This is a genomic window from Roseomonas haemaphysalidis, from assembly GCF_017355405.1.
In the GTDB taxonomy this organism is placed as follows: Bacteria; Pseudomonadota; Alphaproteobacteria; order Acetobacterales; family Acetobacteraceae; genus Pseudoroseomonas; species Pseudoroseomonas haemaphysalidis.
The window spans coordinates 86,325-101,414 of record NZ_CP061177.1 but is presented as its reverse complement, the minus strand read 5'-3'; the positions used below and the strand labels follow the sequence as shown (position 1 = coordinate 101,414).

Here is a 15,090-nt window from a genome sequence, read left to right as displayed (position 1 = left end):
GCCTTATGACCGCTTCCAACACCGCCGCCCTGCTGTCGGGCACCGGCGTTTCCGCTTCCGGCGAAGTGCTCGCCAACCTCACCGCCGCCGGCCTGACCGCGCAGGCGCTGAGCCGCAAGGAAGGCCGGCTGTCCGCCGACGGTGCCTTTATCGGCGTGACCGGCCAGCACACCGGCCGCTCGGTGGCCGACAAATTCGTGGCGGACGACCCCGAGGCGACCAACGAGATCTGGTGGGGCAAGGTCAACCAGAAGCTGGCGCCCGAGAAGTTCGAGCGCTTCACCGCCGATGTCCGCCAGTGGCTGGGCCAGCGGGACGTGCTGTTCACCCAGGACCTGTATGCCGGCGCCGACCCCGCCTACCGCATCAAGGTGCGGCTGGTGACGCCGAACGCGTGGCACGCGCTGTTCGCCCGCAACATGTTCATCCGCCCGCCCGTCGAGGAGCTGGCCGGCTTCCAGCCGGACTACACCATCCTGCACGCGCCCGAGATGGACGCGAAGCCCGAGCACGGCGGCCGCGCGAACTCCTCCACGCTGATCGCGCTGTCCTTCGCCAAGAAGATCATCGCCATCGCCGGCACCTCCTACGCCGGTGAGATCAAGAAGAGCATCTTCACCGTCATGAACTGGCTGCTGCCGGCGCAGGGCGTGCTGCCGATGCATTGCTCGGCCAACGTGGGCAAGGCGGGTGACACGGCGCTGTTCTTCGGCCTGTCCGGCACCGGCAAGACCACCCTGTCCTCCGACCCCGAGCGCGCGCTGATCGGCGACGACGAGCACGGCTGGTCGGACAAGGGCGTCTTCAACTTCGAGGGCGGCTGCTACGCCAAGGTCATCAAGCTCAGCCAGGAAGCCGAGCCGCAGATCTGGAACGCCTCGCACCGCTTCGGCGCCGTGCTGGAGAACGTGGTGGCCGACGAGCGCGGCAACCTCGACCTCGAAGACGGCAGCCTGACCGAGAACACCCGCTCCTGCTACCCGATCGAGTTCATCCCCGGCACCGCGCCCGGCGGCATGGCCGGCCTGCCCAAGAACGTGGTGATGCTGACGGCCGATGCCTTCGGCGTGCTGCCGCCGATCAGCAAGCTGACCTCGGCGCAGGCGATGTACCACTTCCTGTCCGGCTACACCGCCAAGGTGGCGGGCACCGAGAAGGGCCTGGGCAAGGAGCCGCAGGCGACCTTCTCCACCTGCTTCGGCGCCCCCTTCCTGCCGCGCCACCCCGAGGTCTACGGCAAGATGCTGGCCGAGCTGATCGGCAAGCACGGCGCCCAGGTGTGGCTGGTCAACACCGGCTGGACCGGCGGCAGCTACGGCACCGGCCACCGCATGTCGATCAAGCACACCCGCGCCCTGCTGCGTGCGGCGCTGGACGGCAGCCTGGCCAATGCCGAGTTCGAAACCGACCCGTTCTTCGGCCTGGCCATCCCCAAGGCCGTGCCGGGCGTGCCGACCGAGGTGCTGAACCCGCGCAACAGCTGGGCGGACAAGGACAACTACGACAAGACCGCCCGCCACCTGGTGTCGCTGTTCGAGAAGAACTTCGAGACCTTCGCCAGCGGCGCCAGCGCCGAGGTGAAGGCCGCGGCCCTGAAGAGCGCCGCGTAAGCTTCGCGCGGCTCGTGATCAGGCCGGGGGAGCGATCCCCCGGCCTTTTTTGTGTCCGCAGCATCGGAGAAGGCGGGGGAAGGAGTTCCCCGGACCCCTTCCTTTCTTTCTGCCTGTTTCCCGGTCACCCGACCGGCCGTGGCGCCCGGACTGTGGCGGAGGCCCGAAGCGCGCGGCCCCGGCGGCCATTCCGGCAGACAAACCGGAAAAAGATGGGGGGTCGGGGGAATTCTTTCCCCCGACCTTCCCGCCCCGCCGCAGCCAACACCCCCCCTCACGGGTTGAACCCTGGCCCGCAGCGCCCGAGATGCTGCGGACCGATCCCAGGGAGGCCGCAGCGCCCGCTATCGCATGACCCATCCGCATTCTCTGACCGTCGCTTCCTACAACGTGCACAAATGCGTCGGCATCGACCGGCGGTTCGACCCCCACCGGATCGCGCACGTGATCGGCGAGATGCGGGCCGACATCGTGGCCGTGCAGGAAGCCGACAAGCGCTTCGGCCGCCGCGTCGGGCTGTTGGACACCGCGACGCTGCGCGAGCACGGGCTGAACCTGCTGCCCCTGTCGCGCCTGCCGGACGGACATGGCTGGCACGGCAATGCCCTGCTGGTGCGCCATGCCACGCTGAGCCGGGTGGAATGCATCGACCTGCCGGGCGCCGAGCCGCGCGGCGCCGTGGTTGCGGAGCTGTCCTTGCCGGCCGGGCCGCTGCGGGTGGTGGCCGCCCATTTCGGCCTGTTGCGCCGCTGCCGCATGCGCCAGGGCGCCGCCATCCTGGAAGCCATCCGCCGCGGCCCCGAGATGCCCACCATTATGATGGGCGACCTCAACGAATGGCGCCCGGGACGCCGCTCCTCCCTGCGGTTGCTGGAGCCGCTGTTCGGCAACCTGGCGCTGGGCCCGGCCTCCTTTCCGTCGCGCCTGCCGGTGCTGGCGCTGGACCGCATCCTGGGCTGGCCGCGCGGCATCCTGGCCGGCGTGCAGGCGCATGACACGCCGCTGGCGCGCGTGGCGTCCGACCACTTGCCCCTGAAAGGCCGCCTGACGCTGTCCGCCGCCGCGGCGCAGCCAGACGAGGCGCGGCAGGCCGCCGCATGAGCCTGGCCTTTCCCCCCGAGGAGGCGGCGGCCACGCCGGCCGAGTTGTGGCACGGCACGGCCACGCAGCGCCTGGTGCGCCAGGGCCTGGCGCGGGCGGGGCAGGGGGTGCGCAGCGGCATCGCGCTGGTGCCGCTGGGGCTGTCGGCCTTTATGGCCCGTGCGGCTTCCGCCCGCGCCGCCGGCCGCACGCTGGACCTGATGTACTACACCTGGATGGAGGACGTGACCGGCCGCCTGCTGGCGCGCGAGGCGCTGGCCGCCGCCGACCGCGGGGTGCGTGTGCGGCTGTTGCTGGACGACAGCTACGCCCTGTCCGGCGACGCGCTGCTGGCCACGCTGCATGCCCACCGCAACGTGGAGGTGCGGCTGTTCAACGCCCGGCGCTTCCGCTTTCTGGGCCAGGTGGGGCTGGCGGTGGAATTCGCGCTGGGCGGCTGGCACCTGAACCACCGCATGCACAACAAGTGCTGGGTGGCGGATGGCGAGCTGGCCATCGTCGGCGGCCGCAACATCTCGGACGCGTATTTCGACGCCGCCGGCGATTTCAACTTCCGCGACCTCGACCTCATCATCATCGGCGAGGCCGCGTCCCAGGCGCAGGCCGTGTTCGACGGCTACTGGGCCAGCAGCCTGGCCTGCCCCGTGTCGCGCTTCCGCGCCGGGCGCGACCTGAGCGACGAGGCCCTGGCCCGCGTCCGCGCCGTGCTGGAGCAGGCACCCACCGACCAGCAGGCCGTGCCTTACCTGCAGGAGCTGCGGAACAGCCGCGACTCGCTGGAAGACATGGCGTTCCTGGCCGCCGACGGCGCGGTGCGCGTGCTGGCCGACCCGCCGGCCAAGGCGCAGGGCCGCGGCATCGACGGCTGCATGGGCGAGGCGCTCGCCGAGGCGCTGCTGGACGCGCAGCGCGAGGCGCTGGTCGTGTCCCCCTACTTCGTGCCGGGCGAGGCCGGCATGGCGATGTTCGAGACGCTGGTGCGGCGCGGCGTCAAGGTGACGGTGGTCACCAATTCCCTGGCGGCGACGGACGTGGTGGCGGTGCATGCCGGCTACGCCCGCTACCGCCCGCGCCTGCTGCAGCTCGGCGTCACGCTGTTCGAATTGAAGCGGACGGTGAAGCGCTCGGGCGGCGTGTTCGGCTCCAAGGGCGCCAGCCTGCACACCAAGGCCTTCGCGGTGGATGGCGAGCACGCTTTTGTCGGCTCCTTCAACCTGGACCCGCGCAGCGCCCGGCTGAACACCGAGATGGGCGCCTTTGTGCGCCATGCCGGGCTGGTTGGCCACATCGACGCCGAGCACCGCCGGCTGACCGAGCCCGACCGCAGCTACCGCGTCTGGCTGAAAGGCCGGAAGATGCTGTGGACGGACGACGAGACCACCACCCCGCATGAGCCGGAAGCGCCGCTGGGGCGGCGGATGCTGGCGCGCGTGGTGGAATGGCTGCCGGTGGAGGCGCAGCTCTGAGCAAGAAAAGGCCGGGGGAATGAATTCCCCCAGGCCCCCTTCTTTTTTCTGATCTGCTCGCTGTTTCACGTGCGGCGCCGGTTCCGCTTTCCGGCAAACGGTGGCCACGGCCGGACCCGGAAAAAACACAAAAGGAAGATGGGGGTCCGGGGGAATTTTTTCCCCCGGCCTTGCTCTTTTGCCGCTCCGCCGCCGGGCTTATGGTCCGCCGGATCTGCCGAAGGACCACCCCCCATGCATCGCCGCGCTTTTCTCGCCGCCGCCTCCGCCGCGTCGCTGTTCAGCTATGACGCGCTGACCGCCGCTTTCGCCGAAACGCCCAAGACCATCCTGGTGGTCGCCCAGCAGCTGGACAACGTCACCAGCCTGGACCCGCAGGAAAGCTTCGAGGTGACGGCGGCCGAGATCAGCACCAACATCTACCAGAAGCTGCTGCGCCCGGACCCGGAGAAGCCCGAGATCCTGCGCGGCGACCTGGCGGAATCCTGGACCGTTTCGGACGACCGCAAGCTGATCACCTTCAAGCTGCGGCAGGACGCCGTCTTCGCCTCCGGCACGCCGGTGACGGCGGAGGACGCGGCCTTCTCGCTGGCGCGCGCGGTGAAGCTCAACAAGTCGCCGGCCTTTATCATCAACCAGTTCGGCTTCACCCGCGACAACGTGGAGGAGCGCATCCGCGCCACGGACCCGCACACCCTGACGGTGGCACTGGACGGCACCGCATCGCCCGCCTTCGTGCTGTATTGCCTGTCCGCCAATGTCGGCAGCATCGTCGACAAGAAGACGGTGATGCAGCATGCCAGCGGCGACGACCTGGGCAACAACTGGCTGAAGCAGAACTCGGCCGGCTCCGGCGCCTGGGTGCTGCGTTCCTGGAAGCCGAGCGAGAGCGCCATCCTGGAGCCCAGCGCCGCGCAGGCCAAGCGCGGGCCCATCCGCCGCATCATCCTGCGCCACGTGGTGGACCCTTCCGCCCAGTTGCTGCTGCTGCGCCAGGGCGATGCCGACATCGCCCGCAACCTGACCACCGAGCAGCTCCGCGCCCTGCAGGACGACGCCGGCTTCACGCTGGTCCGCAAGGCCGCCGCCTCGCTGATGCTGATCCAGCTCAACGTCGCCCATCCCAACCTGGCCAAGCCCGAGGTGCGGCAGGCCATCAAGTGGGCAGTGGACTATCAGGGCATCCAGGGCAACATCGCGCAGCTGACGCACACGGTGCACCAGTCCTTCCTGCCCGCCGGCTTTCCCGCCGCGGTGACGGACACGCCCTTCCGCAAGGACGTGGCCAAGGCCAAGGCCCTGCTGGCCCAGGCCGGCCTGCCGGACGGCTTCGAGCTGGTGATGGACCACTACTCCGCGCAGCCCTACCCGGACATCGCCCAGGCGCTGCAGGCCAACCTGGCCGAGATCGGCATCCGCCTGCGCCTGCTGCCGGGCGAGAACCGCCAGGTGCTGACCAAGACCCGCGCCCGCCAGCACGAGGCCGCGCTGACCGCCTGGGGCGCCGACTACTTCGACCCCAACAGCAACGCCGAGGCCTTCGGCATCAACCCCGACAACGGCCCGGACGCGCGCAACCGCACCCTCGCATGGCGCAACTCCTGGCAGGACCAGGACATCGCCGCGCGCACGGAAGCCGCGCTGCACGAGCCGGACGCCGCCAAGCGGCTGGCCATGTACGAGGCGCTGCAGCGCGACAGCATGGAGCGCTCGCCCTTCGTGTTCATGCTGCAGACGACCAACACCGCCGCCTGCCGCAAGGGCGTGACCGGAGTGCGGCTGGGCACGCTGTCGGACGCCAACACCTATGACAGTGTGCGCAAGGCCTGATCCCGCCGCGGGAGGGGCGCCGCCCCTCCCCGGAAGCCACGCGTGATTTTCCGACGCAGGAGCCGTCATGACGATGCCCGACTGGTCCGCCGCCTCCGCCGCCGCCGCCGCGCTGGTGGCTCCCTGGGCCGAGGGCGGCGCGCCCGGCGGCGCCATTCTGGCCTTTGATGCCAATGCCATGCCGGTGGAGCAGGCGGCCGGGCTGGAAAGCCTGTCCACCGGCGCGGGCTTCAGCGCCGACAGCGTGGTGCGCTACGCTTCCGTCACCAAGCACGTGCTGGCGGCGATGCAGCGGCGGCACGCCGGCGCGGTGGGGCTGGACGCGCCGCTGGGCCGCCACCTGCCGGAGCTGCGCGGCCCCATGGCGGATGTCACCGTGGCCCGCGCGCTGGACATGACCGGCGGTCTGCCGGACGTGCGCGAATCCCTGGCATTGCTCGGCCTGTCCGTGCACACCGCCACCGAGCCGGGCCCGATCCTCGACTTCCTGGCCGCCGACGGCGCGCTGAACTTCGCCCCCGGCACCGAGATCTCCTATTCCAACACCGGCTACCGGCTGGTGGAGGCCGCGCTGGCCCGCCAGGGCCACCTCTTCGCGGATTTCGCCGGTTCGCTCGGCTTCGGCTGGCAGGCGCCGGAAACCTGGTTCGACCCGGTGCCCGGGCTGGTGCCCGGCTACTGGCGCAACGCGCGGGGCTGGCAGCTCGGCACCGCTGGCCTGCATCTCTCGGCCTCCGGCAGCCTGACCGGCAGCGCCCGCGCCCTGGCCCGCTGGGGGCAGGCCATCCTGGCCGACAGCGGCCCCGCCGCCGGGCTGCTGGCTGCCCAGGCCGCGCCGCGCTTTCTGGCGGACGGCCGGCCCACCGCCTACGGCCTCGGCCTCGCCAAGGGCCGGCTGGGCGGGCTGGCGCTGGTCGGCCACGGCGGTTCGCATGCCGGCTACAAGACCTATCTGCTGCTGGCGCCGGACGCCGGGCTCGGCGTCGTGCTGGTGGCCAACCGCGAGGACGTGGCCTCCTACACCCTGGCGCTGCGCGTCATGGCGGCCCTGTGCGGCCAGCCCCTGCCGCCCGCCGCCACGCTGCCCGGGGGCCTTTACGCCGAGCCGGGCACCGGCCACTGGCTGGACGTCTCGAACAACACCGCCAGCTTCCTGGGCGCCGGCGAGTCCCTTTACCAAGACAACGGCTGGGCCGTCTCGCTTTCCGCCCACAACCCCATGCGCCTGCGCGCCACGGCCGATGGCATCGAGGGCGAGGTCGGCCATGTCGCCCGCCGCTTCACGCCCGTTGCGCCCGGCGCGGTGGATGACGCGCTGTCCGGCCCCTGGGTGCAGCGCCGGCACCATGCCGCCTTCACCATCTCGGGCGACAAGCTGGCCATGGGCACGGGCCCGGCACGCGGCCAGGCCACGCTGCGCCGGCTGGGGGAAGGGGTGCTGCTGGCCACGGCGGAAGACGGTCCCTGGGCCAAGCAGTTCTCGCTGCGCTTCGCGGGGGACCGGGTGCGGCTGTGCTCGCACCGCAGCCGGGTGCTGGAGTTCGCGCGCGGATAAGAAAAAGGCCGGGGAAGGAATGCCCCGGACCTCTTCTTCATTCTGGCGGCCTGGAACGGTCGCGGGGCCTGGGGGGATTCTTTCCCCCAGCCTTCAGTTCCGCGCCGCCAGGGACGGCTCCCGGGCCGCCGCCTGCTCGTTCAGCTCCGCCAGGAAGTCCTCCGCCCAGCGTTCGGCGGTCTGTTCCTCCAGCCCCTGCATCATGGACGACCAGCGGCTTTTGCGCTCGGCCAGCGGCATGGTCAGCGCGCGGTCCAGCTGCTCCGCCATCGCCTCGGGGTCCAGCGGGTTGACCAGCAGGGCGCCGTCCATGGCCTCCGCCGCGCCGGCGAAGGAGGACAGCACCAGCACGCCGGGGTTTTCCGGGTCCTGGGCGGCGACGTATTCCTTGGCCACCAGGTTCATGCCGTCGCGCAGCGGCGTCACCAGCCCGACATCGGCCATGCGGTAGAAGCCGGCCAGCGTGTCGCGCGCCACGGCGCGGGCGACGTAGCGCATGGGCGTCCAGTCAAACAGCCCGTGGTCGCCGTTGATGCGCCCGGCGAGCTGGTCCAGTTCCCGCCGCAGGTCGCGGTAGCTCGCCACCTCGTTGCGGCTGCGCGCGGCGACCTGCAGGTAGGTGACCTGGTTGAGATGCTGCGGAAAGTTGTCCAGCAGCGCGCCGAAGCCGCGCATGCGGTGCGGCAGGCCCTTGGTGTAGTCCAGCCGCTCGGCGCCGACGATCAGCTTGCGCTCGCCCATGCTGGCTTTCATGCGCACCGCGTCCGGCCCGTTGATGGCCTTGCGCGCCGTGTTGGCGAAGCCGCGCGTGTCGATGCCGATGGCATGCGCCGACAGCTGCGTGCGCCGCTCCGTGCCCGCGATGCTGGTGCGGATGCCGCCATCCTCGTCCGGCGACAGGCCGAGCCCGTCCTGGAAGCAGTTCACCATGCCGCCCAGGTCGCGGTGCGTTTGCACGCCCACGAGGTCGTAGGCCAGCAGGTCGCGCATCAGCACCTCGGCCCCCGGCAGCGCGGAAAACACGGCCCAGGGCGGAAAGGGGATGTGCAGAAAGAAGCCGATCTTCTGCCGCGCGCCCAGCGCGCGCAGCTCGGCGCCGAGCGGGATCAACTGGTAGTCATGGATCCAGATGACGTCGTCCGGCCCCAACAGCGGCAGCAGCGCCTTGGCGAAGTCGCGGTTGACGCGGCGATAGGCCTCGGACTGCCTGCGGTCGTATTCCAGCAGGCCGAGCCGGAAGTGAAACAGCGGCCACAGGATGTTGTTGGAATAGCCGGCGTAGAAGCCTTTGTAGTCGGTCTCGTTCAGGTCGATCGTGGCGTAGTCGATGCCCTGGTAGCGCAGCGCCTTGATCTCGCCGCTGGTAGGCGTCTTGGTGGTTTCGCCGCTCCAGCCGAACCACAGGCCGCCGTTGCTCTTCAGCACGTCCTTCAGCGCCACGGCCAGCCCGCCGGCCGTGGGCTCCCCGCGCCGCGGCAGCGCCACGCGGTTCGAGACGACGATCAACCTCCCCACAGACCATGCTCCCAAGAACGACTCAAACGCATCGCCGAAAGGATCAGGCCAACGTGGGAATAGGTCTGCGGGAAGTTCCCCCAGAGCTGGTTCCGCCTCGGATCCAGATCCTCGGCCAGCAGGCCCAGGTGATTGCGGCACGAGAGGATGCTCCCGAACATCGTGCGCGCTTCTTCCGTCCGGCCGGCGGCCGCGAGCGCGTCCACGTACCAGAACGAACAAACAAGGAATGCGGTTTCCGGCTTGCCGAAATCGTCGGCCATATCATAGCGGTACACGAAACCGTCATGCAGCAGCCGCGCCTTCACCCGGTCCAGCGTGCCCAGGAAGCGCGGGTCGGTGGCCGCCAGAAAGCCGATCTCGGGCAGCAGCAGCAGCGCCGCGTCCATGCCGTCGGACTCGAAGCTTTCCGTGAAGCTGTTGATGTCCGCCCTGAAGGCGCGCTCGCAGATGGTGGCGTGCAACGCGCGGGCGGAGCCGGCCCATCGCTCGGCCTCGGCCGCCAGCCCCAGGTGGCGGGCGATGCCGGCCAGCCGCGCCAGCCCCGCCCAGCACATGGCGGCCGAGAAGGTGTGGATGCGCTCGCGCCCGCGATATTCCCAGATGCCGGCATCGGGCTGCAGCGCCAGCGCCTCGGCCCGCTCGCCCAGCTGCTCCAGCAGGCGGAACAGCGGCTCGCCCGCCGGGCGCGGCAGGCGGCGGTCAAAGAACATCTGCGCCGCCGCCATGATGACCGAGCCGTAGACGTCGTTCTGCACCTGCTCCGCCGCTTCGTTGCCGACGCGCACGGGCCCCATGCCCAGAAAGCCCGGCAGGGAGGTCTCGATCCGCTCCGACATGGGCAGGGACGGCACCAGCGGGTAGCAGGGCTTCAGCTCGCCCCCGGGCGAGACCGCCACCACGTTGGTCACGTAGCGGATGTAGTCTTCCATGGTGCGGGTGGTGCCCAGGCGGTTCAGCGCCTGCACCGTGAAGAAGGCGTCCCGCAGCCAGCAGTAGCGGTAGTCCCAGTTGCGCTCCGTGTTGGCCGCCTCGGGGATGGAGGTGGTCAGCGCCGCCATGATGGCGCCGGTTTCCTCGAAGGCGCAGAGCTTCAGCGTGATGGCGGCGCGGATCACCTCGTCCTGCCATTCGAAGGGCAGGTGCAGGCCGCGCGACCAGTCGCTCCAATAGGCTTCGGTTTCGCGGATGAACTCCTGCACCAGCGTGTCGGTGTTGTCCGGCACCGTCTCGTCCGGCCCGATCACCATGGACACCGGCTGGTCCAGCAGGAACGGCGCCTCCTCCGCCAAGCAGGCGATGGGCGCGTCCGTGGTGACGCGCAGCGACAGGCTTTCGCTCAGAAAGCGCAGGTGGTTGGAGCCGGCGCGCTTGACCGGCGCTTCCGCCCCCCAGTTGCCCGTGGGCCGCACCCGCAGGCGGATCAGCGGCGTGCCGGACAGCGGCTCGATCCGCCGCACCAGCATGGGCGGGCGGAAGTTGCGGCCGAAGCGGCGGAAGCGCGGCGCCGCGTCGGTGATGCGCAGCCGCGCGCCCCGCTCGTCTTCCAGGATGGTTTCCAGCACCGCCGTGTTGCGCCGGTAATGCTGCTCGGAGGAGCGCAGCCCCAGCAGCTCGCATTCCATGAAGCCGCCCTCGGGGCTGGTGCCGCCCAGCAGGGCGTTGAACACCGGGTCGCCGTCCATGCGCGGCCAGCACAGCCAGGAACAGCGGGCCAGGCGGTCGAACAGCGCCGCGACGATGCCGTTGCCGACGGGTGCGAGGTCGAGCGGCTGGCTCACGCCTCCAACCGTGCGGCCAGGGCTTCCAGCCACGCCAGCACGTCCGCGGGCCCCGCCGGGAAGCGCTCGGGCACGCGGTAGCCCTCGCCGCCCAGGCGGCGGCACACGCGCATGCCGTCCTCGTCCGTCACGTCGTCGCCAATGAACAGCGGCACCCGGCCGGCGAAGGGCGGGTGGCGCATCAGCCAGTCCACCGCGCTGCCCTTGTCGCTGCCCTTCGGCCGCAGTTCGGCCGCCGCATGGGCCGGGATCACCTGAAAGGCGCTGCCTTCCGCCATGTCGCGCAGAAAGGCGGTGGCTTCCTCGCCGCGTTCCGGCGCGGCGCGGAAATGCAGCACGAAGCCGTAGTTCTTTTCTTCCAGCAGCAGGCCCGGCCGGGCTTCCACGAAGGCCGCCGCCGCGGCGCGCCAGGCCGCCGGCGGCCCGGCGGGCTCCGGCTGCGGCGGAATGCCGAGCGACGCGGCCTCGATCACCCCGCCATGCTCGCAGGCGAAGGCGAGGCCCGGGGCCTGCGTCAGCGCCTGCGCCACGGACAGGCCGCGCCCGGTGACAATGGCCACCGCCCCGCCCAGCCCGGCCGACAGCCGCAGCAGCAGCGCCGGCAGGTGGGGCGGCACCACCACGGCATCGGGCCGCGGCGCGATGGCGATCAGCGTGCCGTCGAGGTCGAGAAACAGCGCGGCGTCCGGGCCGGGCAGCGGGGGCAGGGTGTCGGCGTGGGAAAGGGTCTGCGACATGGTGCGACCGATATGGCCGGGATCAGGGGCCGCGCAAACCCTCGGGGGGTGATTAAACGCCGTGCTCACGGCACCGGGCGGCCCGGTTTCCCCGTGCGGCACCGTCCTTCGCCGCCGGCGCCTCGGCGGAAGGCGTGGCGCCAGCGGCAAGGATGCGGAGCCGGGCGTGGCGCCGGACCGGGAAACGGCGGGGCGGCGCGCCGGGGGATTTCTTTGCCCCCGGCCTCATCGGCTCAATGGCAGTCCAGCACTCTGAGGTCGTAGACCGGATGTTCCAGCATCGCGATGCCGGGGGCATTGGCGAACATCCAGCCCTGGAACACCGGCTTGCCGCCGCTGTCGTTGCGGGTGTCGTCCACCTGCAGCCAGACGGCGGCGTCCGGCACCTCGGACGCCGGGCGGGCGTTGCAGGCGCGCACCGTGACGCGCAGCGTGCCAAAGGTCACCGGCTGGTTGACCGGCGCCTTGATGATGGTGATGCGGGCGGTGACCTTGTCCAGCGCCTGCAGCTGCGCCTCGCGCTTGGGCTCCCAGCCCGGGTCGAGCTGCGCCTGGGCGGGCCTGGGGGCGGGCAGGGCGGCCAGCAGGCCGAGCAGGGCCAGTGCCGGGGCCTTCATGCGGCGCCGCCGCGCTTCGGGCTGGGCAGGTGCTGCACCAGATCCGCCAGGATGCGGCGCATGGCTGCCTCGTCCACGCCCATCAGCACCGCGTCCTCGAAGATGTCGCGCAGCGACTGGATGGCCTCGGCGTGGTTTTCGGCCAGCATCTTCAGCTTCTCGCGGCAGGCCACCGGCTGCCCGTCGGCGCCCGGCCACAGCTCCGGCGGCGCCAGGCTCACGGCGCGGGCGCCCGGGCGGCGGGGGCGGGCGTGGCGGGGGCAGGGGTGTTGCCGCCGTTCTGCTGCGACTCGTCGCCCTGCTTGGCGGTCAGCTCCGTGACGGAAAAGATGAAGCGGCCCAGCAGCGCTTCCAGGCTGACGGCGGACTGCGTGATGGTGATGCTGTCGCCATTGGCCAGCACCTTGTCCGCGCCGCCCGGCACCAGCGCCACATACTTGCCGCCCAGCAGGCTTTCCGAGGCGATCTCGGCCGAGGTGTCGGTGGGCAGCTTCAGGTCGTCCGACACCTGCAGCCGCAGCACCGCCAGAAAGGAGGTGGGGTCGATCCGCTGGTCCAGCACGCTGCCGACCTTGACGCCGCCGATGCGCACGTCCGCCCCCTGCGACAGGCCATCGATCCGGTCGAACTTGGCGGACAGCACGATGCTGCCGCCGCCGGCCAGCGAGCGGCCGGAATTGACCACCGCATAGGCCAGAAACCCGATGGCGAGCAGCAGGATCACGGCGCCGGTCAGCACCTCCGCCAGGCTGCGGCGCTGCATGGCGGCGCTCAGGACCCCGCGCTCCCCGTCTGCTGCGCGGCGCCGTCCGGCGTCCAGGCCTGGTAGTCGCCCGTGGTCACCTGCCGCTGGCCGCCCGCGTAGTCATGCCCGCTGGGGCGGTAGGCGCGCGCGGTGCCGGTCAGGTTGGGCTGGTGCTCCTGCTGCCAGGGGTAGCGCTTGGTTTCCGACAGCGGCTCGGCCGTCACGTGGTGCAGCCAGGAATGCCACTCGGGCGGCACCATGGTCGGGTCCGGCGCCCCGGCATAGATCACGTAGCGGCGCGTGCGGCCGTAGTTCAGCCACAGCTTCTTGCTCTCGTAGTAGGTGTTGCCGAAGCGGTCGGTGCCGATCTCGCTGACGGCGAAGCCAGTGGTCAGCCGGTGCAGAAAGGACATGACGCGGCGGTTCCTCGGTATCCCTGGGGGGGCGTGGTAGGGACGGATCGGCGCTTCCTTCGCACATGCGGGCGCCGCGCGAAAGGCCGGGGGTGGGCCGCACCACATCTAGGGGGCGGGAGTCGCATTTGCCACCCGATACGGCTTCCGCCCCGGGGCCGGGCATCATACCATGCCGGCATGGCACACAAGGCTGACAGCGTCTGGGCTGGAATCGCGCTGCGGCGCATGCGGGCGCAGGCCGACCCGGATGCCGGCGCGCGCATGGTCGCGATCCCCGCCGCCTGGGAAGACGAGGCCGCCGGCGCCGTGGCGGCCCTGGCCCCGGGCAACGCCGCCGCCGCGCTGCCGGCGCTCGCGGAAACCTGGATCGCGCAGCTCGGCCAGCGCGGCGAGGCCCTGGGATTGCTGGCCGACTCGGCCGCCCTGCGGGAAGCGCTGCATGCCCTGCTGCTGGCCCGCCGGGGCAGCCCCGGCGCCGCCACCTGGCTGACCGGCGGGCGCGGCGAGCCGCGGGCCGAGCCGCGCTTCGTGCTCAACCTGCCGGCCTTCGTGGATGACGCCGGGGGCTTCGACATCGCGGCCTTTGTGGCCGCCGTGGACACCGGCGTGCAGGCGCTGGAGGTGCTGACGGGCGGCAAGGCGGCGGCGCTGCGACTCGGCTTCGCCGACCTGTCCGGCTGGCTGGCGGCGCTTGGCCTGCCCTACGACCAGCCGTCCGGGCGCGATGCGGCCGCCTGCCTCACGGCGCTGTTCCGCGGCGCGGCCGAGCAGGCCAGCGCCCGGCTGGCGCTGCGCCAGGGCGCGCGCGAATCCGCCTGCCTGTTCTGGCCCGCGCCCCCCGCCGGCTGCGCCGTGCCGGGGCTCGCCGCCGCCGCCCGCGCGGCGCTGGAAGCCGCGTCCCGCTGCGGCGGGCTGCGCCACACGGGGCTGTTGATGCTGACCGCGCCCGATGCGGCCGAGGCGCTGTTGGGCGCCGAAACCGGCGGCCTGGCCCCGGCGCCCGGCGCCACCCGCTTTGTGTACCAGGACGGCCGCGCGGTGGAGCGGCCGACCCGTGCCTGCGCCCGCGCCATCGCCTTGCACGGCCCCGGCGCCGCCGCGCTGCTGGCCCCCGTGCCCGCCGCCGCCCGCGCCAGCATGGAAGCCGCCGTGCGGCCCTACCTGCATGCCGGCGTGCCGGCGGCTCCCGCGGCACCGCAGCCCGCCCGCCCCCTGCCGCCGCCGCGCCCGGCGCCCGGCCGCGCGCAGTCCTGGCGCGTGACGCTGGCCGGCCACCGCGTGACCCTGACCGCCACGGAAGCCGCCGACGGCCAGCCCGCCGCCATCGGCCTGGCCATGGCGCGCGACGGCGCCGCCTTTCGCGGGCTGCTGGACAGCTTCGTGGCGGTGGTCAATCTCGGCCTCGCGCGCGGCATGCCGCTGGCGGACTATGTGGGCGCCGTGGCGCATTCGCGCGGCGGCCCCGCCGGCACCGTGGAAGGCGATCCCGAGATCCGCCGCGCCACCTCCGTGCTGGACTGGGCCTTCCGCCGCCTGGCGCTGAGCTACCTGGACGGCGCCGCCACCTTGTGGCCCGAGCCCTCGGCCGAGGACTGCCTGGGCGATGCCGCCCCCGCCGCCCCCGTGTCCGCACCCCTGCTGCCGCTGGACCTGCCCGCGCGCCCCAGCCCCGCCGCCCGGCGCGGCGGGCTGCGGCTGGTCGGCTGATCCCTTTTCC

The 15,090-nt window shown here is 71.8% G+C and carries 13 protein-coding genes; 6 read left to right on the top strand and 7 right to left on the bottom strand.

Annotated features, from left to right (window positions below; translation table 11 throughout):
* The first annotated feature begins 5 nt into the window (after positions 1–5).
* From IAI59_RS00450 to IAI59_RS00430, 5 genes are all read left to right on the top strand, one after another.
* Positions 6–1,610 carry a phosphoenolpyruvate carboxykinase gene (locus IAI59_RS00450; RefSeq protein ID WP_207417629.1) on the top strand — a complete coding sequence of 535 codons (1,605 nt, stop codon included), beginning with the start codon at positions 6–8 and terminating at the stop codon, positions 1,608–1,610.
* Positions 1,611–1,961: 351 nt separating this feature from the next.
* Positions 1,962–2,711 (top strand): endonuclease/exonuclease/phosphatase family protein, encoded by a 750-nt coding sequence (locus tag IAI59_RS00445; protein WP_207417627.1) that lies wholly within the window; start codon positions 1,962–1,964, stop codon positions 2,709–2,711.
* A complete protein-coding gene (locus IAI59_RS00440) occupies positions 2,708–4,177 on the top strand; it encodes a phospholipase D family protein (RefSeq protein WP_207417625.1) in 1,470 nt (489 codons plus the stop codon). The genes IAI59_RS00445 and IAI59_RS00440 overlap by 4 nt, the downstream gene beginning before the upstream one ends.
* Positions 4,178–4,411: 234 nt before the next feature.
* Positions 4,412–6,007 (top strand): ABC transporter substrate-binding protein, encoded by a 1,596-nt coding sequence (locus tag IAI59_RS00435; RefSeq protein WP_207417623.1) that lies wholly within the window; start codon positions 4,412–4,414, stop codon positions 6,005–6,007.
* 67 nt (positions 6,008–6,074) lie between these two features.
* Entirely contained in the window at positions 6,075–7,562 is a 1,488-nt protein-coding gene (locus IAI59_RS00430; protein WP_207417621.1) for a serine hydrolase domain-containing protein, read from the top strand.
* 93 nt (positions 7,563–7,655) lie between these two features.
* Here IAI59_RS00430 and IAI59_RS00425 read toward each other — a convergent pair whose 3' ends face one another.
* The 7 genes from IAI59_RS00425 to IAI59_RS00395 all read right to left on the bottom strand — a co-directional run bounded on the left by IAI59_RS00425 (position 7,656) and on the right by IAI59_RS00395 (position 13,370).
* The gene (locus IAI59_RS00425) at positions 7,656–9,077 is read right to left on the bottom strand and encodes an alpha,alpha-trehalose-phosphate synthase (UDP-forming) (RefSeq protein WP_207417619.1); all 1,422 of its coding nucleotides are present in this window, start codon (positions 9,075–9,077) and stop codon (positions 7,656–7,658) included.
* Positions 9,065–10,858 (bottom strand): glycoside hydrolase family 15 protein, encoded by a 1,794-nt coding sequence (locus IAI59_RS00420; protein ID WP_207417618.1) that lies wholly within the window; start codon positions 10,856–10,858, stop codon positions 9,065–9,067. Before IAI59_RS00420 ends, IAI59_RS00425 begins: the two co-directional genes overlap by 13 nt.
* Positions 10,855–11,595: a trehalose-phosphatase gene (gene otsB, locus IAI59_RS00415; protein WP_207417617.1), complete on the bottom strand. Its 741-nt coding sequence runs from the start codon at positions 11,593–11,595 to the stop codon at positions 10,855–10,857. Before otsB ends, IAI59_RS00420 begins: the two co-directional genes overlap by 4 nt.
* A 233-nt stretch (positions 11,596–11,828) precedes the next feature.
* Positions 11,829–12,212, bottom strand: coding sequence for a DUF2155 domain-containing protein (locus tag IAI59_RS00410; protein ID WP_207417616.1), 384 nt, complete (start codon positions 12,210–12,212; stop codon positions 11,829–11,831).
* Entirely contained in the window at positions 12,209–12,433 is a 225-nt protein-coding gene (locus tag IAI59_RS00405; protein WP_207417615.1) for a hypothetical protein, read from the bottom strand. The genes IAI59_RS00410 and IAI59_RS00405 overlap by 4 nt, the downstream gene beginning before the upstream one ends.
* On the bottom strand, positions 12,430–12,975 hold the full coding sequence (gene mlaD / locus IAI59_RS00400; RefSeq protein ID WP_207417614.1) for an outer membrane lipid asymmetry maintenance protein MlaD: 546 nt from the start codon (positions 12,973–12,975) through the stop codon (positions 12,430–12,432). Before mlaD ends, IAI59_RS00405 begins: the two co-directional genes overlap by 4 nt.
* 8 nt (positions 12,976–12,983) lie before the next feature.
* The gene (locus tag IAI59_RS00395) at positions 12,984–13,370 is read right to left on the bottom strand and encodes an NADH-ubiquinone oxidoreductase subunit NDUFA12 family protein (RefSeq protein WP_207417613.1); all 387 of its coding nucleotides are present in this window, start codon (positions 13,368–13,370) and stop codon (positions 12,984–12,986) included.
* A gap of 180 nt (positions 13,371–13,550) precedes the next feature.
* On the opposite strand from IAI59_RS00395, the gene IAI59_RS00390 reads away from it, so the two are divergent.
* A complete protein-coding gene (locus tag IAI59_RS00390) occupies positions 13,551–15,080 on the top strand; it encodes a TSCPD domain-containing protein (protein ID WP_207417611.1) in 1,530 nt (509 codons plus the stop codon).
* Positions 15,081–15,090: the final 10 nt, after the last annotated feature.

Coding starts and splice junctions, on each gene's coding strand:
- IAI59_RS00450 (WP_207417629.1), top strand. CDS start 6: ATGACCGCTTCCAACACCGCCGCCCTGCTGTCGGGCACCGGCGTTTCC.
- IAI59_RS00445 (WP_207417627.1), top strand. CDS start 1,962: ATGACCCATCCGCATTCTCTGACCGTCGCTTCCTACAACGTGCACAAA.
- IAI59_RS00440 (WP_207417625.1), top strand. CDS start 2,708: ATGAGCCTGGCCTTTCCCCCCGAGGAGGCGGCGGCCACGCCGGCCGAG.
- IAI59_RS00435 (WP_207417623.1), top strand. CDS start 4,412: ATGCATCGCCGCGCTTTTCTCGCCGCCGCCTCCGCCGCGTCGCTGTTC.
- IAI59_RS00430 (WP_207417621.1), top strand. CDS start 6,075: ATGACGATGCCCGACTGGTCCGCCGCCTCCGCCGCCGCCGCCGCGCTG.
- otsB (WP_207417617.1), bottom strand. CDS start 11,595: ATGTCGCAGACCCTTTCCCACGCCGACACCCTGCCCCCGCTGCCCGGC.
- IAI59_RS00410 (WP_207417616.1), bottom strand. CDS start 12,212: ATGAAGGCCCCGGCACTGGCCCTGCTCGGCCTGCTGGCCGCCCTGCCC.
- mlaD (WP_207417614.1), bottom strand. CDS start 12,975: ATGCAGCGCCGCAGCCTGGCGGAGGTGCTGACCGGCGCCGTGATCCTG.
- IAI59_RS00395 (WP_207417613.1), bottom strand. CDS start 13,370: ATGTCCTTTCTGCACCGGCTGACCACTGGCTTCGCCGTCAGCGAGATC.
- IAI59_RS00390 (WP_207417611.1), top strand. CDS start 13,551: ATGGCACACAAGGCTGACAGCGTCTGGGCTGGAATCGCGCTGCGGCGC.